The following is a 24,016-nucleotide window of genomic DNA, read 5'->3' as shown; positions in this document are numbered from 1 at the left end:
GCGGTTCCCGTCGCTTTTTTTCCAATTTCATTCATCGCTATTCGGGAGATTCCCATGCGTCCTTTCCGTTTCCTCGGCTGCTCGGCGGCACTGCTGATCGGCCTGGTATCGGCCAGCGCGTCCTTCGCGCAAGAGACCAAGATCAAATTCCAGCTCGACTGGCGCTTCGAAGGCCCGTCCGCGCTGTTCCTGGTGGCCAAGGCCCGTGGCTACTTCGCCCAGGAAAAACTGGACGTCACCATCGACGCCGGCAACGGCTCGGGCAACGCCGTCAACCGGGTCGCCTCGGGCACCTATGACATGGGCTTTGCCGACATGGCCGCCCTGATGGAATTCGTGGCCAACAATCCCGATGCGCCGGCCAAGCCGGTGGGCGTGATGATGGTCTACAACGACACCCCGGCGGCCGTGTTCTCGCTCAAGAAATCGGGCATCAGGAAACCCGCCGACCTGGCCGGCAAGAAGCTGGGCGCGCCGGTGTTCGACGCCGGCCGCCGCGCCTATCCGATCTTCGCCAAGGCCAATGGCCTCGACGCGGCCAAGGCGAACTGGATCAGCATGGACCCGCCGCTGCGCGAGACCATGCTGGCACGCGGCGACGTGGACGCCATCACCGGCTTCTATTTCACGTCGCTGCTGAACCTGAACGCGCGCGGCATCAAGGATGAAGATGTCGAAGTGATGATGTACCCGGACTACGGCGTACGCCTGTACGGCAACGCCATCATCGCCTCCGAAGCCATGACGCGCCAGAAGCCGGAAGCGATCAAGGCTTTCCTGCGCGCCTTTGCCAAGGCCACCCGCGACGTCATCGCCAACCCCGAAGCCGCCATCAAGGTGGTCAAGGAACGCGATGGCCTGATCGATGAAAAGCTCGAGCTGCGTCGCCTCAAACTGGCCATCGCCAGCGCCATCGCCACGCCGCACGCCAAGTCCGAAGGCTACGGACAGGTCTATGGTCCGCGCCTGACGCTGATGGCCTCGCAAGTCTCGGATGCCTATGGCACCAAGACCCGGGTCAATGCCGAGCGCGTCTGGAACGGCGCCTTCCTGCCATCCAAGGCCGAGCTGGACGTGTTGCCCAAGTAGTCTCCGGGGCCGGCGCCCGGCGTCGGCCCGCCTTGTCCTACCAGTGAAAAAGCCAAGTCTATGAGTGAGCCCTTCGTCGATTTTCGTCATGTCTACCTGGCCTATGACGGCGCCTCCGAATTTGCCGTCGAGGACATCGACCTGCAGACACGGGCCGGGGAATTCATCGCCATCGTCGGTCCCTCCGGTTGCGGCAAATCGACCTTCATGAAGCTGGCCACGGGCCTGAAGCAACCCAACCGGGGCAGCGTCGTGATCGACGGCCAGGCCGTGACCGGCCCGCTCAAGTTCGTCGGCATGGCGTTCCAGGCGCCTACGCTGCTGCCGTGGCGCAGCACGCTGGAAAACATCCTGCTGCCGCTGGAGATCGTCGAGCCGTTCCGGCGCGACTTCAAGAAGAAAAAGGCCGAGTACACCGAACGCGCCCTGAAGCTGTTGAAGACGGTCGGGCTGGAGGGCTATGCCGACAAGTTTCCGTGGCAGCTGTCGGGTGGCATGCAGCAACGCGCATCGATCTGCCGCGCGCTGATCCACGAACCCAAGATGCTGCTGCTGGACGAACCCTTCGGCGCGCTCGACGCCTTCACCCGCGAGGAACTGTGGTGCGTATTGCGCGACCTGTGGGCCGAGCGCCGCTTCAACGTCATCCTGGTCACGCACGACTTGCGGGAGGCGGCCTTCCTGGCCGATACCATCTACGTGATGAGCAAGCGCCCGGGACGCATCGTGGTGCGCCGCGAAAACCCGCTGCCGCGCCCCTGCGAGCTCGACACCACCTATACCGATGGCTTCAATGCGCTGGTGCATGAATTGCGCGAGCACATCGGCCATGTGCGCAATACCTGACCGGCCGCCACAGGACATCCCATGAAAAACCCGTTCAACGGCAAACTGAACCGCGCCGCCACCACCCTGGCGCCATGGATCCTGCTACTCGTCATCCTCGGCGTGTGGCAATTCATCTGCAGCGTCTGGCAGGTGTCGGATTTCATCTTTCCCAGCCCGATGTCGATCATCCAGGCGATGATCGAATTCTCCGGCCCCATCACGCAACACGCCATGTCGACCTTCTGGGTCACCATGGTGGGTTTCGCCATCGCGGTGGCGGTAGGCGTCACGCTGGGGTTCCTGATCGGCTCGTCGCCCTTGCTGTATGCCGCCGCCTATCCACTCATGACCGCCTTCAATGCGCTGCCCAAGGCCGCCTTCGTGCCGGTGCTGGTGGTGTGGTTCGGCATTGGCGCCGGGCCGGCGATCCTGACCGCGTTCCTGATCTCGTTCTTCCCCATCATGGTCAACATCGCCACCGGCCTGGCCACGCTCGAACCGGAACTGGAAGACGTGCTGCGGGTACTGGGCGCGCGTCGCATGGATATCCTGCTCAAGGTCGGGCTGCCGCGCTCGATGCCCTACTTCTTCGCTTCGCTCAAGGTCTCCATCACGCTGGCCTTCGTCGGCTCCACGGTGTCCGAGATGAATGCCTCCAACGAAGGGATCGGCTATCTGCTGGTGTCGGCCGGTTCATCGATGAAGATGCCGCTGGCCTTTGCCGGCCTGGTGGTGATCGGCGCCATGGCCATGGCCATGTACGAACTGTTTGCCGTCATCGAGCGGCGCACCACCGGCTGGGCCCACCGGGGCAAGTGACGATCCGGCTTTCGCGGTTAAGATAACGCCCGCCCAACCACGAACCACAGGAAAATCCCGTGAGCGCAGCGCCCCTCCGTCTTGATATCCGCCATATAAGCAAGGCCTATCCTGGCGTACTGGCCAACGACGACGTCAGCCTGGCGGTCGCCCCGGGCGAGATCCATGCCGTACTGGGCGAGAACGGCGCCGGCAAGTCGACCCTGATGAAGATCATCTTCGGCGCGGTCAAGCCCGATGCCGGCGAGATCCGCTGGAACGGCAACGCGCTGCAGATCACCAATCCGCAGGCCGCGCGCAAGCTGGGCATCGCCATGGTGTTCCAGCATTTCTCGCTGTTCGATACCCTCACCGTGACCGAGAACATCGCGCTCGGGCTGGAAGCCGCCACCGACCTCAAGGACCTGGCCCTGCGCATCGCCCGAACCGGCGAGAAATACGGCCTGGAACTGGAACCGCAGCGGCATGTGCACACGCTGTCGGTAGGCGAGCGCCAGCGGGTGGAGATCGTGCGCGCGCTGTTGACCAATCCGCAGTTGCTGATCCTGGATGAACCGACCTCGGTGCTCACGCCGCAAGCGGTGCAGAAACTGTTCGTCACCTTGCGCCGGCTGGCCGACGAAGGTTGCAGCATCCTCTACATCAGCCACAAGCTCGACGAGATCCGGGCCCTGTGCCACAGCGCCACGGTCATGCGCGGCGGTCGCGTCACCGGCACCTGCGACCCGCGCCAGGAAACCAGCGCCAGCCTGTCGCGCATGATGATCGGCGATGAACTGGTGCGACTGCAGCGGGCACGCAACCCGCAGTCGCATCGCAGCCAACGCAAGTTGCATGTCAACCGCCTGTCGCTGCCCAAGGCGCACCTGTTCGCCACCGAGCTGCACGACATCGAATGCGAAGTGCGGGCTGGCGAGATCGTCGGCATCGCTGGCGTGTCGGGCAATGGCCAGCAAGAACTGCTGGCGGCGCTGTCGGGCGAAGACCAGCGCGCCGCGCCCCACATGCTGATGCTGGCCGACAACCCGGTCGGGCACCTGTCGCCCAACCCGCGTCGCGCGCTGGGCCTGGGGCTGGTGCCCGAAGAGCGGCTCGGCCGCGGTGCCGTGCCAGCGCTGTCGCTGACGGCCAACATGCTGCTGTCGCACCAGAAGACACCCTATGTGAAGCACGGCATGATCGATTTCGGCTTTACCCGGCGCGCGGCGGCGGCCATCATCGAGCGCTTCAAGGTCAAGGCCGCCGGACCGGACGCAAGCGCCAAGAGCCTGTCCGGCGGCAACCTGCAGAAATTCATCGTGGGCCGCGAGATGGAACGCAAGCCGGCCGTGTTCGTCGTGGCGCAACCGACCTGGGGCGTGGACGTGGGCGCGGCGGCGCAGATCCACGGCGGGATTCTCAAACTCAAGCAAGAAGGCTGCGCGGTGCTGGTGATCTCGGAAGAACTGGATGAATTGTTTGCCCTGTGCGACCGCCTGCACGTCATGGCCAAGGGCCGGCTTTCGCCCTCGGTATCGATCGAGCAAGCGACCCGGGAACAGGTAGGGGTCTGGATGAGCGGCCTGTGGGACGACGCCTCGCCGGCCGCGGAGGTGACGCATGGCTAAGCTGTCGCTGCCGTTGCGGCTGGAACTGCGGGGTGCGCCCTCGCGCGCCATGACCTATCTCTCGCCGCTGATGGCCATCGTGCTCACGCTGGTGCTGGGGGCCTTGCTGTTGATGGCGCTGGGCAAGGACCCGCTGGCCGGGCTGAAGGTATTCCTGGTCGATCCGTTCGCCACCAGGCGCTCCATCAGCGAATTGCTGCTCAAGTCGATTCCGCTGGTGCTGTGCGCGCTGGGGCTGGTGGTGTGCTTTCGCGCCAATATCTGGAACATCGGCGCCGAGGGCCAGTTTACGGTCGGCGCGATGTGTTCCGGCGCCATGCTGGTGTGGCTGGATGTGCCTGGCCAGGCCATCCCGGGCGGCGCCGGCCTGCTGTTGATGGTGCTGGCGGGGATCCTGGGCGGCGCATTCTGGGCCGGTATCACGGCGCTGCTGCGCGACCGCTTCAACGCCAACGAGATCCTGGTCTCGCTGATGCTGACCTATATTGCCCAGTTGCTGCTGATGTATGCCGTCAACGGTCCGCTCAAGGACCCCAACGGCATGAACTTCCCGCAGTCCAAGGTGTTCTCGGAGGTCTTCATGCTACCGGTACTGTTGACCGGTACCCGCCTGCACGCAGGCTTTGCGGTAGCCATCGTGGCGGCGCTGGCCATGACGGTCTTCATGACCCGCAGCCTGCGCGGCTTTTCGCTGATGGTGGGCGGCGTGGCACCGCATGCGGCACGCTATGCCGGTTTTTCGGCCCGTTCGGCGCTGTGGGTGTCGTTGCTGGTCTCGGGCGGCTTCGCCGGGCTGGCCGGCGCCTTCGAGATCGCCGGCCCGATCCAGCAGTTGCTGCCGTCGGTGTCGCCCGGCTACGGTTTCGCGGCCATCATCGTCGCCTTCATCGGCCGCCTGCATCCGCTGGGCACCATCTTCGGCGCACTGATCATGTCGCTGCTGTACCTGGGCGGCGAACTGGCACAGTCGCGCCTGGGGCTGCCGGCGGCGATCACCGGCGTGTTCCAGGGCATGCTGCTGTTCCTGCTGCTGGCCTGCGACACGCTGATCGACTATCGGCTGGCCTGGAAAAAGCGCGTCTAGGAATCGACATGGAACAACTCGCCCCTCTCATCGCGGCTTCCATCAACGCCGGCACGCCGTTGCTGCTGGCCGCCATCGGCCTGCTGATCAACGAACGCTCGGGGGTGCTCAACCTGGGCGCCGAAGGCATGATGCTGGTGGCCGCCATCGCCGGCTTCGCGGTAGGCTATACCACCCGCAGCCCGCTGCTGGGATTCGTCGCCGGCGCCGTGTGCGGCATGCTCATGGCCAGCCTGTTCGCCTGGCTGGCGCTGACCCTGGCCACCAACCAGGTGGCCACCGGCCTGGCGCTGTCGATCTTCGGCATCGGCCTGTCGGCCTTCGTCGGCCAGCGCTTCGTCGGACTGGCGCTGCCTTCGCAGACCAATCCGGTGCCGTGGCTGGGCCAGTTGCCGTTCATCGGCCCGGCGCTGTTCCACCAGCACTGGATGAGTTACCTGGCCCTGGCGCTATGCCTGGCCTGCATCTGGTTCCTCTATCGCACCCGCGCCGGGCTGGTGCTGCGGGCGGTGGGCGAGTCGCCCGAGTCGGCCCATGCGCTGGGCTATTCGGTGCATGGCATCCGCTATGCGGCGCTGCTGTTCGGCGGCGCCTGCTGCGGCCTGGCCGGTGCCTACATGTCGCTGGTCTATACCCCGATGTGGGTCGAGGGCCTGGTGGCCGGACGCGGCTGGATCGCGCTGGCATTGACGGCCTTCGCCACCTGGCGCCCGGCCCGCGTATTGCTCGGCTCGCTGCTGTTCGGCGGCGTCACCATCGCCCAGTTCTATTTGCAGGGCATGGGCGTGACGATGCCGCCGCAGATCCTGTCGATGGCACCCTACGTCGCCACCATCGTGGTGCTGGCGCTGATCTCGCGCAATCCCGACTGGATCCGCCTGAACATGCCGGCTTCGCTGGGCAAGCCGTTCCGCCCCGGCGCTTCCTGAGCCATTCTTTTAACGTCGCAAGCCAACCCAACCACTGACCCGAGGGAGAACACCATGACTATTTCACGCAGAGCCTCGCTGGCGATGCTCGCCACCCTGGCCGCAGCCAGCCTGATCGCCTGCGGCAAGAAGGACGAGCCGGCCGCTGCCGCACCGGCCGCGGCGCCGACGGCGGCCGCCACCGCCGCCGCTCCGCTGCGGGTGGCCTTCGTCTATGTCGGGCCGGTCGGCGATGCCGGCTGGACCTTCGCCCACGACACCGGCCGCCGTGCGGTCGAGGCCAGGTTCGGCGACAAGGTAAAGACCAGCTTCGTGGAAAACGTGCCCGAATCGGCGGCCGACGCCGAACGCGTGATCCGCCAACTGGCCACCGACGGCAACAAGCTGATCTTCGGCACCACCTTCGGCTACATGGAAGCCATGCTCAAGGTCGCCAAGGACTTCCCCGACGTCAAGTTCGAACACGCCACCGGCTTCAAGACCGCCGACAACCTGGCCCAGTACGACGTGCGCACCTATGAAGGTGCCTACCTGGCAGGCGTGGCCGCCGGCAAGCTCAGCAAGTCCGGCAAGCTGGGCGTGGTGGCCTCGGTGCCGATCCCGGAAGTGATCCGCAATATCGATTCCTTCACCATGGGCGCGCGCTCGGTCAACGCCAAGGCCACCACCGCCGTGGTGTGGGTCAACAAGTGGTTCGACCCGGGCAAGGAGCGCGAAGCCGCCACCACCCTGATCGGCCAGGGCGTGGACGTGCTGATGCAAAATACCGATTCGGCAGCCGTCGTGCAGACCGCACAGGAAAAAGGCGTGTACGCCTTCGGTTGGGACAGCGACATGACCAGCTTCGGCCCCAAGGCCCACCTGGCGGCTTCGATCATCAACTGGAGCGTCTACTACAACGCCCGCGTGCAGGCGGCGCTGGATGGCACCTGGAAGACCGGCACCACCTGGCTCGGCCTGAAGGAAGGCGGCATCGACCTCGGCGCCTACAACGCCGACCTGCCGGCCGACGTCAAGAGCCTGCTGGACGAGCGCAAAAAGGGCATCGTCGATGGCAGCGCGCCGATCTGGAAAGGTCCGATCAAGGACAACACCGGAAAAGAAGTGCTGGCCAAGGATGCGGTGGCCGACGACGCCTTCCTGCATGGCGTGAAGTTCTATGTCGAGGGCGTGGACGGAAAGGTGCCTGGCTGATCGCTTGCGGACCCGGCAGCACTGCTGCGGCCACGGCCGGGCGCGTCGCCAGACGCCCCGGCCGTTTTCATTGCGGCGCGCCGAAAAGCCCCGGCACGCCGCTATCGGCGGCTAAGCTGGCTGTATAATTCACGCCAAATATTTACGCGCGGTCGACCGGCCCGCGCATTCGCCGTTCCACGCCCCAGGATCCATGCAAAAAAACCGCAAACCCATCGATATCAAGATCTCCACCGTAGTTGCCATTTCGGCAATTCTTCACGAGACCGATCCGACGGTGCTGGAGCAGGCGCTCAAGGAGATGACCGGCGGCGTATCCGACTTCTTCGAAGACGAATTTGCGGTGCTCGATGTCGGCAACCTGCCGGGCGAGGCGCTGGCCGGCATCGACTGGACCGCGCTGGTGACGCTGTTCAAGCGATTCCGACTCAATACCGTGGCGGTGCGCCACGCGCCGCAAGACTTGCAGCAGGCCATCGTGGCGCATGGCCTGGCGATCGACAACCCGGCCGGCGCCGGCGCCAGCAACGCCCGTGCCCAGGACGCCGCGCCCGCACCGGTGGCGCCGGAACCGGCCCCGGTGGCAACCCCGGCGCCGGTGGCCCAGCCGGCGCAGCAGCCGAGCGCGCCGGCGGCGTCCACCATGATCATCGATACGCCGGTGCGCGCCGGCCAGCGCATCTATGCGCGTGGCGCCGACCTGGTCATCATGGCGGCGGTCAACAACGGCGCCGAGATCATCGCCGACGGCTGCATCCACGTCTACGCGCCGCTGCGCGGGCGGGCCTTGGCCGGCGCCTCGGGCGACACCACCGCGCGCATCTTCGCGCAGTCGCTGGAGGCGGAACTGGTTTCGATCGCTGGAGTCTATCGAACCTTTGAAAACGGCCATCCGGCCGAACTCAAGGGAAAGCAGGTGCAGGTACGGCTCGACGGCGAACGCATCGACGTGCTGCCCATGCCGGTGGCCTAGGCCGGCGGCGGCACGGATCTGACAACTATTCAAATATCGCGTCGGCGTCTGGCGCATCTGTCTTTTATCAAGGAGTGTTTTGTGGCAAAAATCATCGTCGTGACATCCGGTAAGGGCGGCGTCGGCAAAACGACGTCGAGCGCCAGTTTCGCATCGGGCCTGGCCATGCGCGGTCACAAGACGGCCGTGATCGACTTCGACGTCGGCCTGCGCAACCTGGACCTGATCATGGGTTGCGAACGCCGCGTGGTGTACGACCTGATCAATGTCATCAACAAGGAGGCCACGCTGAACCAGGCCCTGATCAAGGACAAGCACTGCGACAACCTGTTCATCCTGCCGGCCTCCCAGACCCGCGACAAGGACGCGCTGTCCGAGGAAGGCGTCGAGCGCGTGCTCGACGACCTTTCGAAGATGGATTTCGAATACATCGTCTGCGATTCGCCGGCCGGTATCGAGCATGGCGCCGTGATGGCGCTGACCTTCGCCGACGAGGCCATCGTGGTGACCAACCCCGAAGTGTCGTCGGTGCGCGACTCCGACCGCATCCTGGGCATCATCCAGGCCAAGTCGCGCCGCGCCTCGGCCGGCGGCGAACCGGTCAAGGAACACCTGCTGATCACCCGTTATTCGCCCAAGCGCGTCGAAAGCGGCGAAATGCTGTCGTTTACCGACGTCCAGGAGATCCTGCGCATTCCGCTCATCGGTATCATTCCCGAGTCCGAATCGGTGCTGGCGGCGTCCAACCAGGGCAGCCCGGCCATCCACCTGAAGGATAGCGACGTCGCACAGGCCTACCAGGACCTGGTGTCGCGCTTCCTCGGCGAAACCGTCGAGATGCGTTTCACCAACTACGAAAAGCCGGGCCTGCTGCAGCGTATCTTCGGAGGTAAGTGACATGTCGCTGCTTTCATTCCTGTTTCCGACCAAGCCCAAGAGCGCGGTAGCGGCGAAAGAGCGGCTGCAGATCATCATCGCGCGTGAACGCTCCAACGGCCGCCAGGGTCCCGACTTCCTGCCGGCGCTGCACAAGGAACTGATCGAGGTCATCTCCAAGTACACCAAGGTCAACGCCGACGACATCAAGATCTCGCTGGACCGCCAGGGCAACCTGGAAGTGCTCGACGTGAACGTGGTGTTGCCTGACGCCGAAACGCCCCCCGCCTGACGTGATGCGTCCTCGCGGGCGCAGATTGCGATGAAGAAGATCGGCATCCTGTCGCGCCGGCCCGAGCCCATCGCCCTGCTGCGGCAGCTGGCAGCCGCGCGCGCCTGCGTGGTGTGCGACAGCTGCGATGCGGCGGCCCAGGCCGGCGCCGATGTCGCCGTGATGCTGGTCGACCTCGATTGCGTGCGACACGACCCGGCCGCGGTAGTCGAACTGGTGCGCCACGGCCTGCCCGCCTTCCTGATCCTGGCCACCGGCGACGATGGCGCACTGCTGCACGCATTGCGCGCTGCGGGCGCCGACGACCTGGTGCTGGAACCGATCCGCCGCAGCGAACTGGCATTGCGCCTGGGCCTGCTGTTGCAGGCCAGCGATCCCGATCCTGGCATGCCGAACACACTGCAACTGGCCGAATTCAGCTTCGACCTGCAACGACTGCAGGTCAGCCGCCCTGGCACGCCGACACTGCAGGCCACGCTCACACGCAAGGAGGCGGAACTGGCCATGCTGCTGCTGCAGAACCTGGGACGACCGCTGTCGCGCGCCTTCATCCAGGAGCGCGTATGGGGTCCCGAACCCGAACTGCCCACCCGCACCATCGATACCCATGTCTCGCGCGTGCGCAACAAGCTGGCCCTCACGCCGCAGCACGGCTACCGGCTGGCCACCGTGTATGGCTATGGCTACCAGCTGGAACGGCTGGACCAGGCGGCCCAGGCAGCGTCGTCAGCCTGACGGCCGGGTTGCCGCGGGGCAAACTGTTGCGCCAGCGCCCCGCGAGGCAGTCAAAACACTGATCCAGGTCACGCCCGGCGGGGTAAAACGGGGGGCCGGCCAACGGCCAGTTGCGCAGCGGGTATAATTGCGCTGTCTTAAAAGGCCGATCCAGGCCATCGATACAAGCTCATCGGCCCCTCGCCGCGTCATTCCATGCATTTGCTCGCTGTCGGACTCAACCACACTACCGCGCCGGTGTCATTGCGCGAAAAAGTGGCATTCCCCGCAGACCAGATCGGTCAGGCGGTGGCAGCGGCGCGCGCGTGGTTTGGCGGTCACGACCGTATCGTCTCGGCCGGCGAAGCGGCGATCCTGTCGACCTGCAATCGCACCGAACTGTATGCCGCTGCCGCCGCCGGTGCCGACGGGGTCGACTTCGCGATCGACCGCACGGCCCAGTTCCTGGCCGACTATCATGGCATTGCCTACGCCGACCTGCGCCCTTTCCTGTACGCCCTGCCGCAGGACAATGCCGTGCGCCACGCCTTCCGGGTCGCCTCCGGGCTCGATTCGATGGTGCTGGGCGAGCCGCAGATCCTGGGCCAGATGAAGGACGCCGTACGCCAGGCCGATGCCGCCGGCGGCCTGGGTACCTACCTGCACCAGTTGTTCCAGCGCACCTTCGCGGTGGCCAAGGAAGTGCGCACCACCACCGAGATCGGCGCGCATAGCGTATCGATGGCGGCCGCTGCGGTGCGCCTGTCGCAACGCATCTTCGATTCGGTGTCGGGCCAGAACGTACTGTTCATCGGTGCCGGCGAGATGATCGAGCTGTGCGCCACCCACTTCGCGGCGCAGAACCCGAAGACATTGACGGTGGCCAACCGCACCATGGAGCGCGGCGAGTCGCTGGCGCATCGCTTCAACGGCAGCGCCATCCGGCTGGCCGACCTGCCGGCGCAGCTATCCCGCTTCGACATCGTCGTCTCGTGCACTGCCTCGTCGCTGCCGATCATCGGCCTGGGGCTGGTCGAGCGGGCCGTCAAGGCGCGCCGCCACAAGCCTATCTTCATGGTCGACCTGGCCGTGCCACGCGACATCGAATCCGAAGTCGCCCGCCTGGACGACGTTTTCCTCTATACGGTCGATGACCTCGCCACCGTGGTGCAAAGCGGTGTCGAGAACCGCCAGGCGGCCGTGGCCCAGGCCGAGGCCATCATCGAAAACCGGGTGCAGTCCTTCATGCACTGGATCGATACCCGCGCCATGGTGCCGCTGATCCAGGACCTGCATGAAACCGGTGAGACCCTGCGCCTGGCCGAACTGGAACGCGCCCGCAAGCTGCTGGCGCGCGGCGACGATATCGACGCCGTGCTCGAAGCCCTGTCCAGGGGCCTCACCGCCAAGTTCCTGCACGGCCCGCAACAGGCCCTGCATCACGCCCAAGGCGAACAGCGCACGCAACTGGTGTCGTTGCTGCCGCAGTTGTTCCGCACCAAGCGTTAGCGCCCCCCTTGCCCCGATCGCGTGCTCCTCGCCGCGCGCCCTGCCCGCCTGCGCCCCGGCGCGGCGCTCATTCTCCTACTGTCCCTAGCCCATGAAACCATCGATGCTCGCCAAACTCGACCAGCTCTCCGAGCGGCTCGAAGAGCTCAACAGCCTGTTGGCCCAGGAAGACGCCACCGCCAGCATGGACGTCTATCGCAAGATGACCCGCGAGCACGCCGAGCTGGGTCCGCTGGTGGCCCTCTATCACGACTACGTGCAAGCCGGCGCCGACATCGGCACCGCCCAGGAACTGCTGTCGGACCCCGACATGAAGGACTTCGCCCAGGACGAGATCGACGCTGCCCGGGCGCGCATGGCGGCGCTCGAGGGCGACCTGCAGAAGATGCTGCTGCCGAAGGATCCCAACGACGAGCGCAACATCTTCCTCGAAATCCGGGCCGGTACCGGTGGCGACGAATCGGCCCTGTTCGCCGGCGACCTGCTGCGCATGTACACCCGCTATGCCGAGCGCATGCGCTGGCAGGTCGAGATCGTCTCGGCGTCCGAGTCCGAGCTGGGCGGCTACAAGGAAGTGATTGCCCGTATCGCCGGCCTGGGTGCCTATTCGCGGCTCAAGTTCGAGTCTGGCGGCCATCGCGTCCAGCGCGTGCCCGCCACCGAGACCCAGGGCCGCATCCACACCTCGGCCTGCACCGTGGCCGTGATGCCCGAAGCCGACGAGGTCGAGGACGTCGACATCAATCCGGCCGACCTGCGCATCGATACCTATCGCGCCTCGGGCGCCGGCGGCCAGCACATCAACAAGACCGATTCGGCCGTGCGCATCACCCACCTGCCGACCGGCATCGTGGTGGAATGCCAGGACGACCGCAGCCAGCACAAGAACAAGGCGCAGGCGATGAAGGTGCTGGCCGCGCGCATCAAGGACGTGCAGTTGCGCCAACAGCAATCGAAAGAGGCCGCTACCCGCAAGTCGCTGATCGGTTCGGGCGACCGCAGCGAACGGATCCGCACCTACAACTTCCCGCAGGGGCGCATGACCGACCATCGCATCAACCTGACGCTCTACAAGCTTGATTTCATCATGGACGGCGATCTCGACGAACTGACCGCGGCGCTCATCACCGAACACCAGGCCGAGCTGCTGGCGCAGCTGGGCGACGACTGAGCGGAACCAAACCCCGATGCCGGTTTCCAAGACGCTTGCATCAAACAAGTCGCCATTGGGGTGGCGACGCGCATGACCATCGGGCTCTCCACTACAATCCAGCTTTCGGCATGGCCGGCAGGCGCATGCTTTTCAGCATAAAGCGAACAACATCATGAAGACATCCAAATCCCCCCTGTATCTGCTGGTGGCGCTGGTTTCGATCGCGCTGCTCGGCTTTGCCATGTACCTGCAGATCGTCGAAGAGATGCAGCCCTGCCCGCTGTGCGTGATCCAGCGCTACCTGTTCGTGCTGGTCGCCGTGTTCAGCCTGCTGGCGTATTTCATGCCACCCGGTGCCCGTCGTGCCGGTGCCGGCCTGGGCCTGCTGGCGGCCATCGGCGGCGCCGGCACGGCCGGCTGGCACCTGTGGGTCAAGGCCCATCCCGGCGTGTCGTGCGGGGTCGATCCGTTGGAGACGTCGTTGAACCAGATCCTGCCGGCCAAGCTGTTTCCGCAGATGTTCTCGGCCGACGGCTTCTGCTCGGCGCCATGGCCGCCGGTATTGGGCTTGCAGATTCCGACCTGGGCGCTGATCTGGTTCGTGATCCTGGGCCTGGTGCTGGCGCGCCTGGCCTTGCAACGGCGCTGACATGGAACCGGTATCGCCCTGGGTCGGCTGCACCCTGGCCAGCGTATTGAAGACGGGGCCGCTGGATGCGCTGGAAAACCGTATCCTGCTGTGCCACGCCCTGCGCCTGACGCGGGTGCAATTGATCACCCAGTCCGAGCGCCAGCTGGCGGTGGACGAAGCCGAAGCGCTGGCGGCCCTGTTCGAGCGTCGCCTGGGGGGCGAGCCGATCGCCTACATCGTCGGTGCGCGCGAGTTCTTCGGCCTTGCGTTTCGGGTCACGCCCGATGTGTTGATTCCCCGCCCCGACACCGAGCTGCTGGTCGAGCTGTCGCTGGAACGCTTGCCATGCGGCGCCCGCCTGCTCGACATGGGCACCGGCTCGGGTGCCATCGCCGTGGCGGTGGCCCACGCCCGCCCGGATGCGGTGGTCACCGCGCTCGACGCCAGCGCCGCGGCACTGGAGATCGCGCGCGGCAATGCGTCGGCCAACGGCGTGCGCGTCGATTTTCGCCTGAGCCACTGGTACGACGAACTGCAGGGCGCACGCTTCGACCTCATCGCTTCCAATCCTCCCTACATTGTCGATGGCGATCCGCACCTGTCGCAAGGCGACCTGCGCTTCGAGCCGATCGATGCCCTCACCGATCATGGCGATGGCCTGTCGGACCTGCGCGCCATCGTCGGCGGCGCCGCCCAACACCTCGTCCAGGATGGCTGGCTGCTGATGGAACACGGCTACGACCAGGCTGCGGCCGTGCGTGCGCTCCTGGATCGGTCCGGCTTTTGCGAGGTGCAGAGCTGGCGCGACCTGGCGGGGATAGAACGGGTCAGCGGCGGCCGGCTGTCACGCCAACCAGGTAACGCCGGCCACGACTGACACGCAAGCCGCCTAGCCGCCTAGCCGCCAGCGATAACCCGGGCCTTACGTGCCCTCAGGCAGCCCTTTTGCCGCCATCCTCCGGCTGTGCGATGGCGGCCAGCAAATCCGCCTCCTTTTGACGTGCAGCCAGCAGATGGCGCTGCTTCACATGGCCGTAGCCGCGGATTTCCTCGGGAATGCGCGCCAGCGCCACCACCTGCGCCAGGTTGCCGGCGTCCAGCTTGGCCAGCAGGGCCGAGATGGTGGTGCGATAGTGCTCGATCAGGGCCCGCTCCTCGCGTCGCTCCTCGGTATGGCCGAAGGGATCGAAAACGCTGCCACGCAGGAACCGCAAGCGCGCCAGCACGCCGAAGGCGCGCATCATCCACGGCCCATACTGGCGCTTGACCAGATGCCCCTGCGCGTCGCGCTTGGCCAGCAATGGCGGTGCCAGGTGAAACTTGATCCGGATATCGCCTTCGAACATGGCCGCGATCTTGGCGCCGAAGGCGCCATCGGTATAGAGCCGTGCCACTTCGTATTCGTCCTTGTAGGCCATCAGCTTGTACAGGTAGAGTGCCACCGCCTGGGTCAGCTTCAACGTTTTTCCGGCCTCGCCCAAGGCCGTCTCGGCGGCCCTCACCTGCGCCACGAAGTCGCTGTAGCGGCGGGCATAGGCGGCATCCTGGTAGGCGCTCAGCAACGCCACCCGGCGCGCCGTCAATTCGTCCACCGATGGCGTGCGCTTGAACTCGATCACCTGCGCCCGGGTGCCATTGCGCCCGGCCCTGGCCAACACGCCGGCCATGTCATGCGCCCCCAGGCGACCCCAGGCAAACGCCTGGCGATTCAATTCGACCTGTTGCGCATTGAGTTCGATGGCGCGCAGCAATGCGGCCTCCGATAGCGGCACCCAGCCCTTTTGCCAGGCGTAGCCCAGCATGAACATATTGGTGGCGATGGCGTCGCCCAGCAGCGCCGTGGCAATGTGCCCGGCGTCGATCAGGTCGAGGTTGTCGCGCCCGCAGGCCTCGGCGATACGGCCCTCGGCCGAGGCTTGCGGAAACTGCCAGTCGGGATTGCGCACGAAGGCCGCCGTCGGCGTCTGGGTCGAATTGACCGCGGCCCGGGTGCGCCCCTCGCCCATGCGTGAGAGGGCATCGCGGTTGGCGGTGACGATCACGTCGCAGCCGATCACCAGGTCGGCCGCACCGGTACCCACGCGGGTCGAGTGCAGTTGCTCGCCGTGGTCGGCCAGGCGCACATGCGAAGTCACCGGCCCGCCCTTCTGCGCCAGGCCGCTCATGTCCAGCACCGAGCAGGCGCGCCCCTCCAGGTGCGCCGCCATGGCCAGGATCTGGCCGATGGTGATGACGCCGGTGCCGCCGATGCCGGTCACCACGATGCCATAGGGTGCGGCCAAGGGGGCCAGTGGCGGATGCGGCAGCGCCGTGGTGTCGGCACCGGCTTCGCCGGCCGCGCGCGCCGGGCGCTTGAGCCTGCCGCCCTCGACCGTGACGAAGCTGGGACAGAAGCCCGTGACGCACGAGAAATCCTTGTTGCAGGAAGACTGGTTGATCTGGCGCTTGCGCCCCAGCTCGGTGTCCAGCGGTTCCACCGACAGGCAGTTCGATTGCACGCTGCAGTCGCCGCATCCTTCGCATACCGCTTCGTTGATCACGGCCCGCTTGGCGGGGTCCGGGTAGGCATTGCGCTTGCGACGGCGACGCTTTTCGGATGCGCAGGTCTGGTCGTAGATCATTGCCGACACTCCGCTCACCTCGCGCAATTCACGCTGCACGGCATCGAGTTCGCTGCGGTGACGGATGGTGATGCCGTCGGCCCAGCGGGTGTCGGCGGCGTATTTGTCGGGTTCATCGGTGACCACGATGATCGGCCGCACGTTTTCTGCAGCCAGCTGGCGCGAGATCATCGCCACGTCGAGCGGGCCATCGAATTCCTGGCCGCCGGTCATGGCGACGGCGTCGTTGAACAGCACCTTGTAGGTGATGTTGACCTTGGCCGCGACCGAGGCGCGGATGGCCAGCAGGCCGGAATGGAAATAGGTGCCATCGCCCAGGTTGGCAAACACGTGTTGCTCGCTGGTGAACGGCGACTGCCCGACCCAGGTCACGCCTTCGCCACCCATGTGGGTAAAGACGCTGCTTTCACGATCCATCCAGGTCACCATGTAGTGGCAACCGATACCGGCCAGGGCGCGACTGCCATCGGGCAGCCTGGTCGAGGTATTGTGCGGGCAACCGGAACAGAAGTGGGGAATGCGATCGCGCTGGGGATCGGGCTGGCTGCTGATATTGAGCGTGGCCTCCTTGGCTTCCAGGTAGGCGATGCGGGCGCGCACCCGTTGCTCGACCGGATGGCCGGCGAAGTAACGCGAGATCCGCGCGGCGATGGCGCGTGCGATCTGCGCCGGGTTCAATTCATAGGTCGCCGGCAACAGCCAGTTGCCGTGCCCTTCACGATGCGAGCCGCTCCATTCGCCGGTGTCGTCGAACTTGCCGACCACCCGTGGGCGCACGTCGTCGCGCCAGTTATAGAGTTCTTCCTTGATCTGGTATTCGAGTATCTGGCGCTTTTCCTCCACCACCAGGATCTCGTCCAATCCCTGCGCGAACTGGCGCACGCCCTCGGCTTCGAGCGGCCAGGTCATGCCGATCTTGTAGAGCCGGATGCCGATCTCGGCGGCCACCTGCTCATCGATACCCAGGTCCTCCAGGGCCTGGCGGGTGTCGAGATAGGACTTGCCGGCGGTGACGATGCCGATGCGCGCACGCGGGCTGTCCCAGATGATCTGGTTGAGCTTGTTGACCCGGGCATAGGCCAGCGCGGCGTACCATTTGTAGTTGTTCATGCGGGCTTCCTGCGCCAGCACGCTGTCAGGCAGGCGGATGTTGAGCCCGCCCGGGGGCAACTCGAAGTCTTGCGGCAGCAGGGTCTGCACCCGCTGTGGGTCGAGCACCACCGACATGCCCGACTCGACCAGGTCGGTCACGCACTTCATCGCCACCCAGAGCCCGGTATAACGACTCATGGCCCAGCCGTGCAAGCCATAGTCGAGATATTCCTGCACCGTGGCCGGATACAGCACCGGCATGCCACAGGCCTTGAGGATGTGCTCGCTCTGGTGCGCCGTGGTCGACGACTTGGCCGCATGATCGTCACCGGCGATGACCAGCACCCCGCCGTGACGCGACGTACCGGCCATGTTGGCGTGCTTGAAGACGTCGCCGCAGCGATCCACGCCCGGTCCCTTGCCATACCATAACGAAAACACGCCGTCGTGTCGTGCCCCGGGAAACAGGTTCACCTGCTGCGTGCCCCACACGGCGGTGGCGGCCAGGTCTTCGTTCATGCCGGGATGAAAACGTACCTGGTGCGCCTCCAGGTGGCGAGCGGCCTTGGCCGCGGTCTGGTCCACCGAGCCCAGCGGCGAACCGCGATAACCGGTGATGTACCCGGCCGTGTCCAGGCCGGCGCGCTGGTCATATTGGCGCTGCAGGATAGGCAGTCGCACCAGCGCCTGGATGCCGGTCATGAAGACACGACCGCGCTCCAGCGTGTATTTGTCGTCCAGCGAAACGTCGTCCAGCAGCAGGCGCTGGCCGTTGGGTAAGGGGGCGTTCATGCAGTCTCCGTGCCAAAAATCGTGTTCTTGGTTCACATGGTCCGGTCGCCACCTCTGGCGCCAGGTCTGGGAAAGTCGGTACCGGTAAGCCCGCTTTCGATATTATGTAAATCAAGTTAGCACACGGCTGGGCACGCCGCTACGTACGGTGCAGCAGGGCGTTCAGGCTTTTTTTGGCAAGCCGGCAACGAATCGGCAGGTCGTGCGGCGCAAGGGCGGGAGCGAAGAAGAAAATGCCGGAAAGTCTAAAACAACAATATTTCCGGCTGAAAAAAAAGAGCCCAAGTGTTACAAGCAAGACGCGAGTGTAACAACCGGTAAAAGCCATTGGACCTGGGTTTGGCCTGGCGTTTAATAGTAATCACTTTGAACAGCGATGGTATCCATTCTCTGAGCAAGGTTCCTCCCCTCTAGTGTTGAAAGCACCACTAGCTCATACGGATCTGACATTCCCCTGTCAGATCCGTTTTTTTTCGCCCACCGTTCGGGTCGGGCTTCAGCGCAGCGGCGGCAGGTCGATTTCGCCGGGCAGGAGGCTATTGGCCGGCAACGGTTCGAGGGTCTTCAAGCGCTCGTAGAAGGGGGTGAAATCGGGTGCGGTATCGTTGAACAGCTGTTCGAAATCGCGGATCACGAAATAGGTTTCCTGATACGAGTCGATCTTGTAGAGCGTGCGCATGACACGTTCGGCCGCAAAGGGGATACGACGCGGCTTGTCGCTGGTGAGGCAGTACTCGACCTCGCCCCCCGAGGACAGGATGCCGGCGCCGTAGATGCGCAACCCCTGCTCGCTCTGCACCAGGCCGAATTCGATCGTGTACCAGTACAGCCGTGCCAGGCATGCCAGGCCATCGAGCTTGAGCGCCTTGAGGCCGCCGCGCCCGTATTCCTGCAGGTGATCGGCAAAGACCGGGTTGAACAGCAAGGGCACGTGGCCGAAGAAATCGTGGAACACGTCGGGCTCGACGATATAGTCGAACTCATGCTCCTGGCGCAGCCACACCGTGACGGGAAACCGGCGGTTGGCCAGGTGTTCGAAGAAGGTATGGTCCGGCACCAGCCCGGGCACCGCCACCAGCGTCCAGCCCGTAGCGCGCTGCAAGGCCTCGCTGGTGCGGTCGAAGCGGGGAATGCCCTGGGACACGTCGAGCGCCTTGAGGCTGTCGATGAAGACGTCGCAGGCGCGGCCCGGGATCAGCTTGGCCTGGCGCTGGTAGAGGCGGCGCCACAGCGCGTGCTGCTCGGGGGTGTAGCGGTCCCAGTGCTGGGGCACGACGTAGTTGGCGTCGGCGCCACTGTAGTCGCCGCGCAGGGCGCCGCTGTCGGACTTGGTGGCGACGGTGGCGAAGAAGTCGTCGGTATCGGGGGTGGTGCTCATGAAAGCTCTGATGTCGGTGCGAGGCGCATATTATGCGCCATTGCGCGCCAGCCCACGTGCGTCGCGTAGAACGCCGCCCTGGTGCCGCCCTAGCGCGGGCCGGCCGGGTCGTCCGGCTTGCGACGCTGGCCCAGGCCGGTGACCCGCGCGCCCCACTTGAGCAAGGCCTTGAAGTTGGCCTTGACGATATAGTCCAGCATGGCAACCTGCTCCTGCATGGCTTCCTGGAACAGGGTGGCCGAATTGGCGGGCTTGATCTTGAGGTAGGCGTCGGCTTCACCATAGTCGCGGTGGATCTCCATGCCGGCCTTCTTGGCGATGTGCATCATGACCTTGTTGGACGAGAGGCAATGCATGTAGAGCGTGTCGACATCGGCATTGCGACAACGCATCGATGCCCGCAGGAACAGCCGCGTGCCGACTCCCATGCCGCGCGCCGCGGCCGATACCGAGACCCCGAACTCGGCCACCACCGGCTTGATGGTGGCGCCACTGATGCGCGAGCTCTCACGCGGCGCGAACGCCAGGTGGCCGACCCCCAGCAGTCGCAAGCGCCGGTCGTAGACGCCGAAGACGGTATCGCGCTCGAAATCGATCTGCTCGGCGTAGCGCACCACCAGCTCATCGGACAGCTTGGAGCCGAAGCGCAGCAGTCGGTCTGCCTCGCCCAGCGCCAGGAAATGGCGCATCAGGTGGCGCCGCGAGCGCGCCGAGAGTTCCTTGACGAACACCAGCGGGCGCTCGGGCTGTGCCGGCGGCGGGGCCGCGCCGCCGCGGCGCCTGAAGCGGGCGAGGAAGGACGTCATGACCGCAGTCACCCCGCGGCCGGACGATGCAGCGCCACGAACGCTGCCACCTGCTCGCTGCGGGCGGCATGGATGGCGTCCTGGATCTTCTGCGGCTGCGCCTGGTACTGGCTGGCGACGGCCCCGGCATCGATCTCGCGGGCCGCCTTGAGCGCCCCTTCGAGATAGGCCGCCTGCGGAAACGGCAGGTGCTCCAGGCCGGTGCGACCGCGATGATCGCATTCTGCCGCGCGCAGCATATCGACAAAGCGCTGCGGCTTGCGAAAGGCATCGCAGCGGGCAAACAGCGTCACCAGCGTAGCCGGCCGCATCTCGAAGGCGCGCCCGACATTGCCGTGTTCGCGCGCCGTCATCAGCGCCAGGTCGCGGCATTCGCCCGGCACCTTCAGGCGCGTGCAGACCTGCTCGACCAGCTTGGCGCTGCGCGCCTCATGGCCGTGATGACGCGGCCACTCCGCGGCCGGGGTGCTGCCCTTGCCCAGGTCATGCAGCAGCGCCGCAAAACGGATCGGCAAGGCATGTCCCTGCCTGGCGGCCCAGTCGACCACCAGCATCACGTGCACGCCGGTGTCGATCTCGGGATGGTATTTCTCGGGTTGCGGCACGCCCCACAAGGCGTCCAGCTCGGGCAGGATGCGCCGCAGGGCGCCGCAGGCGCGCAACACCTCGAACATGCGCGAAGGGCGCTGCTCCATCAGGCCACGCGCCAGCTCCTGCCAGACCCGTTCCGGCACCAGCGCGTCGACCTCGCCCTCGGCGACCATGCGCTGCATCAGGGCATTGGTCTCGGGCGCGACCCGGAAGTCGGCGAACCTGGCGGCAAAGCGGGCCACCCGCAGGATCCGCACCGGATCCTCGACGAAGGCCTCCGAGACGTGCCGGAACAGCCGTTGCGCGATATCGTCGCGGCCATGATACGGATCGACCAGGCTGCCATCCTGGTCCTGGGCGATGGCGTTGATGGTCAGGTCACGCCGGGCCAGGTCCTGTTCCAGCGTGACGTCGGGAGCGGCGTGAAAGGCAAAGCCATGATAGCCGGGCGCGGTCTTGCGCTCGGTACGGGCCAGTGCGTATTCCTCATGGGTCTCGGGATGCAGGAACACCGGGAAATCGCGTCCGACCGCGCGGTAGCCCAGTGCCTGCATCTGCTGCGGCGTGGCGCCCACCACCACATGGTCGCGATCCTTCACCGGCAGCCCCAGCAAGCCGTCGCGTACGGCGCCGCCGACGGTGTAGATCTTCATTTGTGATCGGGCAGGATTTCTTTTTCGGCCAGCGCCTCGGCGATCCAGCGCGCCACGGCCGGGTGCTCGCGCACGCGATCGGCATAGGCCTGCAATGCCGGCGCCAGCGGCACCTGGTAGCTGGCAAAGCGCATCACCACGGGCGCGTAGTAGGCATCGGCAATCGAGAAATCGCCAAACAGGAAATCGTGATGGCCGAACCGGGCCAGGCATTCTTCCCAGATTTCACAGATCCGTCCGATATCGCCCTGCGCCGCCGCAGTGCGTCCCTGGCCCGGATAACGGCCGCGGATATCCATGCTCATGGCGCTGCGCAGGCCGGTAAAACCGGAATGCATCTCGGCGCAGATACTGCGCGCGATGGCACGGGCATCGGCCTCTGCCGGCCACAGGGCGCGGTCGGGGAACTGCTCGGCCAGGTATTCGCAGATGGCCAGCGAATCCCAGATCGCGGTGTCGCCATCGAGCAGTACCGGCACCGTTCCCGAGGCGGTATAGCGTGCGATCTCGGCGGCCGTGTCGGGCTGGTCGAGCAGCACCCGCACTTCCTTGAATGGGATATCGAAGGCAGTCATGGCCACCCACGCGCGCATCGACCACGACGAATAGTTCTTGTTGCCGATCACCAGCGTGGGCATCTGCCGGCCGGCTTTCTTCAGCGCTTCGGACAGTACCGGGTCCAGTTCTGTATCTTGCATAAGGGCTCTGTGGAAGGTTGAAAGACGGGCGCGGCGTCAGCGCCCTGCCTTGCTGCGAAAAAGATCGAACTGGCGTTGCTCGTTACGCGGCATCAGGTACAGCGGCGCCGCCTCTTCCAGCGCGGTCGGCACCCATTGCAGTGCGCTCGACATCGGGGCGGCCAGCACGTTGTCGACCCGCATCGATGCCACGTTGTCCCGGCTCATCAACTTGCCCGGCAGGTGTTCGAGCAACCAGGCCTGCAGCAATGCCGCCGAGGACGGCAAGGGCAGGATCGGCCGGTTGCGGCCCACCATCCAGCCGGACAGGCGCACCAGCTCGCGCAGGCTGTAGACGCGCGGGCCGCCCAGCTCGAAGCACTGGCCCGCCAGTTTCGGCTGGTCGATCGCCTGCTTGAAGGCGTGCGCGACGTCACCTACATACACCGGCTGGAAACGCGCCTCGGCCGAACCCAGCGGCAGCACCGGAAAACGCTTCTGCAGCCCGGCGAACAGGTTGATGAAACGGTCGCCCTCGCCGAATATCACCGACGGCCGGAAGATCACCGCCGGCAGCCCCGGCTGGGCCGTCACCTCGGCTTCGCCGGCGGCCTTGGAGCGCTGGTACATCGATGGCCCGTGGGGATCTGCCCCCAGCGCGCTCATGTGCAGGTAGCGCGCCACGCCGTGGCGCAGGCAGGCGGCCACGATGCGGCGCGGCAGCGCCACGTGCTGGGCCTCGAAGTCGGGCCCGTAGGCCTGGCCCTTGCGGGCCGGGCGCGAGTGCAGGATGCCGACCAGGTTGATCACCACATCGGCCTGCGACACCAATTGCGACAGCACGCCGTCGTCATGGATATCGGCCTGCACCACCGACACCACCGGCGAGACCAGCAGATGCTTGGCGCGCTCGATGCGGCGCGTCGGCACCATCACGCGATAGTCGGTGCTGCTGCCCAGCAGCCGGACCAGCCGGGTGCCGACGAAACCGGTGCCACCCAATACCAATATATTGCGTACAGCCATGCCTTGCCTCCTGGAATGCGGCCCGCAAGCGGATCAGGGCAGGTCGGTCGCCACGTCCGCGTTGGGGGCGATGTTGCCCATGCGCTGCTTCAACGACTGCGGGCGGTTCTCGAACATCGCAGCATAGTACGTCGCGTTGGACATCACGTTCTTGACATAGCCACGGGTCTCGTTGAAAGGAATCATCTCGGCGAAGATCGCGCCCTCGACCGTGCGCGGCAGTGTCGCGCGCCAGGTCCGCGGGCGGCCGGGCCCGGCGTTGTAGCCTGCCGTGGCCAGGGTCTCGGAGCCATTCATGTTGTTGAGCACCATGTCGAGATAACTGGTGCCCAGCAGCAAATTGGTATTGATGTCGTTGACCTGCTCGGGCGTGAATTCGGTCATGCCGATCTTCTTGGCCACGAACTTGGCCGTGCCCGGCATCAGCTGCATCAGGCCCGAGGCGCCCACATGCGAGCGCGCCGACTTGATGAAGCGCGATTCCTGGCGGATCAGGCCATAGACCCAGGCGTTTTCCATCCCCAGCGGGCGGGTGGCGGCATTCATCTCCGGCAGGTGCGGCGCCGGGAATCGCTGGGTGAAATCGAACTCGGCGCGCGTGCGGTCGGAGGTATTGACCATCCGGTCCAGCACATCGCTCTGGCGGGCGAATTCGGCGGCCGCCAGAGCGATGTGCTGGACC

The 24,016-nt window shown here is 65.6% G+C and carries 22 protein-coding genes; 15 read left to right on the top strand and 7 right to left on the bottom strand.

Translation table 11 applies throughout. The features are described 5' to 3' along the window. Positions 1 to 54 precede the first annotated feature (54 nt). The 15 genes from PMI40_RS04515 (at position 55) to prmC (ending at position 14,575) form a co-directional block, all read left to right on the top strand. Positions 55 to 1,089 (top strand): ABC transporter substrate-binding protein, encoded by a 1,035-nt coding sequence (locus tag PMI40_RS04515; RefSeq protein WP_008112597.1) that lies wholly within the window; start codon positions 55 to 57, stop codon positions 1,087 to 1,089. A gap of 60 nt (positions 1,090 to 1,149) precedes the next feature. Beyond that, positions 1,150 to 1,935 carry an ABC transporter ATP-binding protein gene (locus tag PMI40_RS04510; RefSeq protein WP_008112595.1) on the top strand — a complete coding sequence of 262 codons (786 nt, stop codon included), beginning with the start codon at positions 1,150 to 1,152 and terminating at the stop codon, positions 1,933 to 1,935. Positions 1,936 to 1,956: 21 nt separating this feature from the next. Next, positions 1,957 to 2,736, top strand: a complete 780-nt coding sequence (locus tag PMI40_RS04505; RefSeq protein ID WP_008112593.1) for an ABC transporter permease — start codon at positions 1,957 to 1,959, stop codon at positions 2,734 to 2,736. A gap of 59 nt (positions 2,737 to 2,795) precedes the next feature. Further along, positions 2,796 to 4,343, top strand: coding sequence for an ABC transporter ATP-binding protein (locus tag PMI40_RS04500; RefSeq protein ID WP_008112591.1), 1,548 nt, complete (start codon positions 2,796 to 2,798; stop codon positions 4,341 to 4,343). Next, the gene (locus tag PMI40_RS04495) at positions 4,336 to 5,427 is read left to right on the top strand and encodes an ABC transporter permease (protein WP_008112589.1); all 1,092 of its coding nucleotides are present in this window, start codon (positions 4,336 to 4,338) and stop codon (positions 5,425 to 5,427) included. Before PMI40_RS04500 ends, PMI40_RS04495 begins: the two co-directional genes overlap by 8 nt. 8 nt (positions 5,428 to 5,435) lie before the next feature. Further along, a complete protein-coding gene (locus PMI40_RS04490) occupies positions 5,436 to 6,356 on the top strand; it encodes an ABC transporter permease (protein ID WP_008112586.1) in 921 nt (306 codons plus the stop codon). Between the two features lie 54 nt (positions 6,357 to 6,410). Next, positions 6,411 to 7,550 carry a BMP family ABC transporter substrate-binding protein gene (locus PMI40_RS04485; RefSeq protein ID WP_008112585.1) on the top strand — a complete coding sequence of 380 codons (1,140 nt, stop codon included), beginning with the start codon at positions 6,411 to 6,413 and terminating at the stop codon, positions 7,548 to 7,550. A gap of 193 nt (positions 7,551 to 7,743) precedes the next feature. Continuing rightward, complete coding sequence (minC, locus tag PMI40_RS04480; RefSeq protein WP_008112582.1) at positions 7,744 to 8,523, top strand: septum site-determining protein MinC; 780 nt, start codon at positions 7,744 to 7,746, stop codon at positions 8,521 to 8,523. An 81-nt stretch (positions 8,524 to 8,604) separates the two neighbouring features. Continuing rightward, positions 8,605 to 9,420, top strand: coding sequence for a septum site-determining protein MinD (gene minD / locus PMI40_RS04475; protein WP_008112580.1), 816 nt, complete (start codon positions 8,605 to 8,607; stop codon positions 9,418 to 9,420). 1 nt (position 9,421) lies between these two features. Then, positions 9,422 to 9,691 (top strand): cell division topological specificity factor MinE, encoded by a 270-nt coding sequence (gene minE, locus PMI40_RS04470; protein WP_008112578.1) that lies wholly within the window; start codon positions 9,422 to 9,424, stop codon positions 9,689 to 9,691. A gap of 30 nt (positions 9,692 to 9,721) precedes the next feature. Further along, positions 9,722 to 10,426 (top strand): response regulator transcription factor, encoded by a 705-nt coding sequence (locus PMI40_RS04465; protein WP_008112576.1) that lies wholly within the window; start codon positions 9,722 to 9,724, stop codon positions 10,424 to 10,426. A 195-nt stretch (positions 10,427 to 10,621) separates the two neighbouring features. After that, positions 10,622 to 11,914, top strand: a complete 1,293-nt coding sequence (gene hemA, locus PMI40_RS04460; protein ID WP_008112575.1) for a glutamyl-tRNA reductase — start codon at positions 10,622 to 10,624, stop codon at positions 11,912 to 11,914. A 91-nt stretch (positions 11,915 to 12,005) separates the two neighbouring features. Next, on the top strand, positions 12,006 to 13,085 hold the full coding sequence (gene prfA / locus PMI40_RS04455; protein WP_008112572.1) for a peptide chain release factor 1: 1,080 nt from the start codon (positions 12,006 to 12,008) through the stop codon (positions 13,083 to 13,085). Between the two features lie 154 nt (positions 13,086 to 13,239). Next, positions 13,240 to 13,716 carry a disulfide bond formation protein B gene (locus tag PMI40_RS04450; protein WP_008112570.1) on the top strand — a complete coding sequence of 159 codons (477 nt, stop codon included), beginning with the start codon at positions 13,240 to 13,242 and terminating at the stop codon, positions 13,714 to 13,716. A gap of 1 nt (position 13,717) precedes the next feature. Next, positions 13,718 to 14,575 carry a peptide chain release factor N(5)-glutamine methyltransferase gene (prmC, locus tag PMI40_RS04445; RefSeq protein ID WP_008112568.1) on the top strand — a complete coding sequence of 286 codons (858 nt, stop codon included), beginning with the start codon at positions 13,718 to 13,720 and terminating at the stop codon, positions 14,573 to 14,575. 55 nt (positions 14,576 to 14,630) lie between these two features. Here the strand turns inward: prmC and PMI40_RS04440 are convergent, their stop codons facing one another. The 7 genes from PMI40_RS04440 to PMI40_RS04410 form a co-directional block, all read right to left on the bottom strand. Further along, entirely contained in the window at positions 14,631 to 18,203 is a 3,573-nt protein-coding gene (locus PMI40_RS04440; protein WP_008112566.1) for an indolepyruvate ferredoxin oxidoreductase family protein, read from the bottom strand. A 496-nt stretch (positions 18,204 to 18,699) separates the two neighbouring features. Beyond that, the gene (phhA, locus tag PMI40_RS04435; protein WP_008112565.1) at positions 18,700 to 19,581 is read right to left on the bottom strand and encodes a phenylalanine 4-monooxygenase; all 882 of its coding nucleotides are present in this window, start codon (positions 19,579 to 19,581) and stop codon (positions 18,700 to 18,702) included. 89 nt (positions 19,582 to 19,670) lie between these two features. Beyond that, positions 19,671 to 20,387 (bottom strand): GNAT family N-acetyltransferase, encoded by a 717-nt coding sequence (locus PMI40_RS04430; RefSeq protein ID WP_008112563.1) that lies wholly within the window; start codon positions 20,385 to 20,387, stop codon positions 19,671 to 19,673. An 8-nt stretch (positions 20,388 to 20,395) separates the two neighbouring features. Beyond that, positions 20,396 to 21,631 (bottom strand): multifunctional CCA addition/repair protein, encoded by a 1,236-nt coding sequence (locus tag PMI40_RS04425; protein ID WP_008112562.1) that lies wholly within the window; start codon positions 21,629 to 21,631, stop codon positions 20,396 to 20,398. Continuing rightward, a complete protein-coding gene (locus PMI40_RS04420; RefSeq protein WP_008112560.1) occupies positions 21,628 to 22,329 on the bottom strand; it encodes a glutathione S-transferase family protein in 702 nt (233 codons plus the stop codon). Before PMI40_RS04420 ends, PMI40_RS04425 begins: the two co-directional genes overlap by 4 nt. 36 nt (positions 22,330 to 22,365) lie before the next feature. Continuing rightward, positions 22,366 to 23,334 carry a complex I NDUFA9 subunit family protein gene (locus PMI40_RS04415; RefSeq protein ID WP_008112558.1) on the bottom strand — a complete coding sequence of 323 codons (969 nt, stop codon included), beginning with the start codon at positions 23,332 to 23,334 and terminating at the stop codon, positions 22,366 to 22,368. Positions 23,335 to 23,367: 33 nt separating this feature from the next. Next, positions 23,368 to 24,016: lytic transglycosylase domain-containing protein (locus PMI40_RS04410; RefSeq protein WP_008112556.1), on the bottom strand; the 649-nt coding region annotated here is incomplete at its 5' end.

It is taken from the genome of Herbaspirillum sp. YR522, from assembly GCF_000282575.1.
In the GTDB taxonomy this organism is placed as follows: Bacteria; Pseudomonadota; Gammaproteobacteria; order Burkholderiales; family Burkholderiaceae_D; genus Herbaspirillum.
The sequence above is the reverse complement of the archived record's forward strand: the minus strand, read 5'-3'. Positions and strand labels throughout refer to the sequence as shown.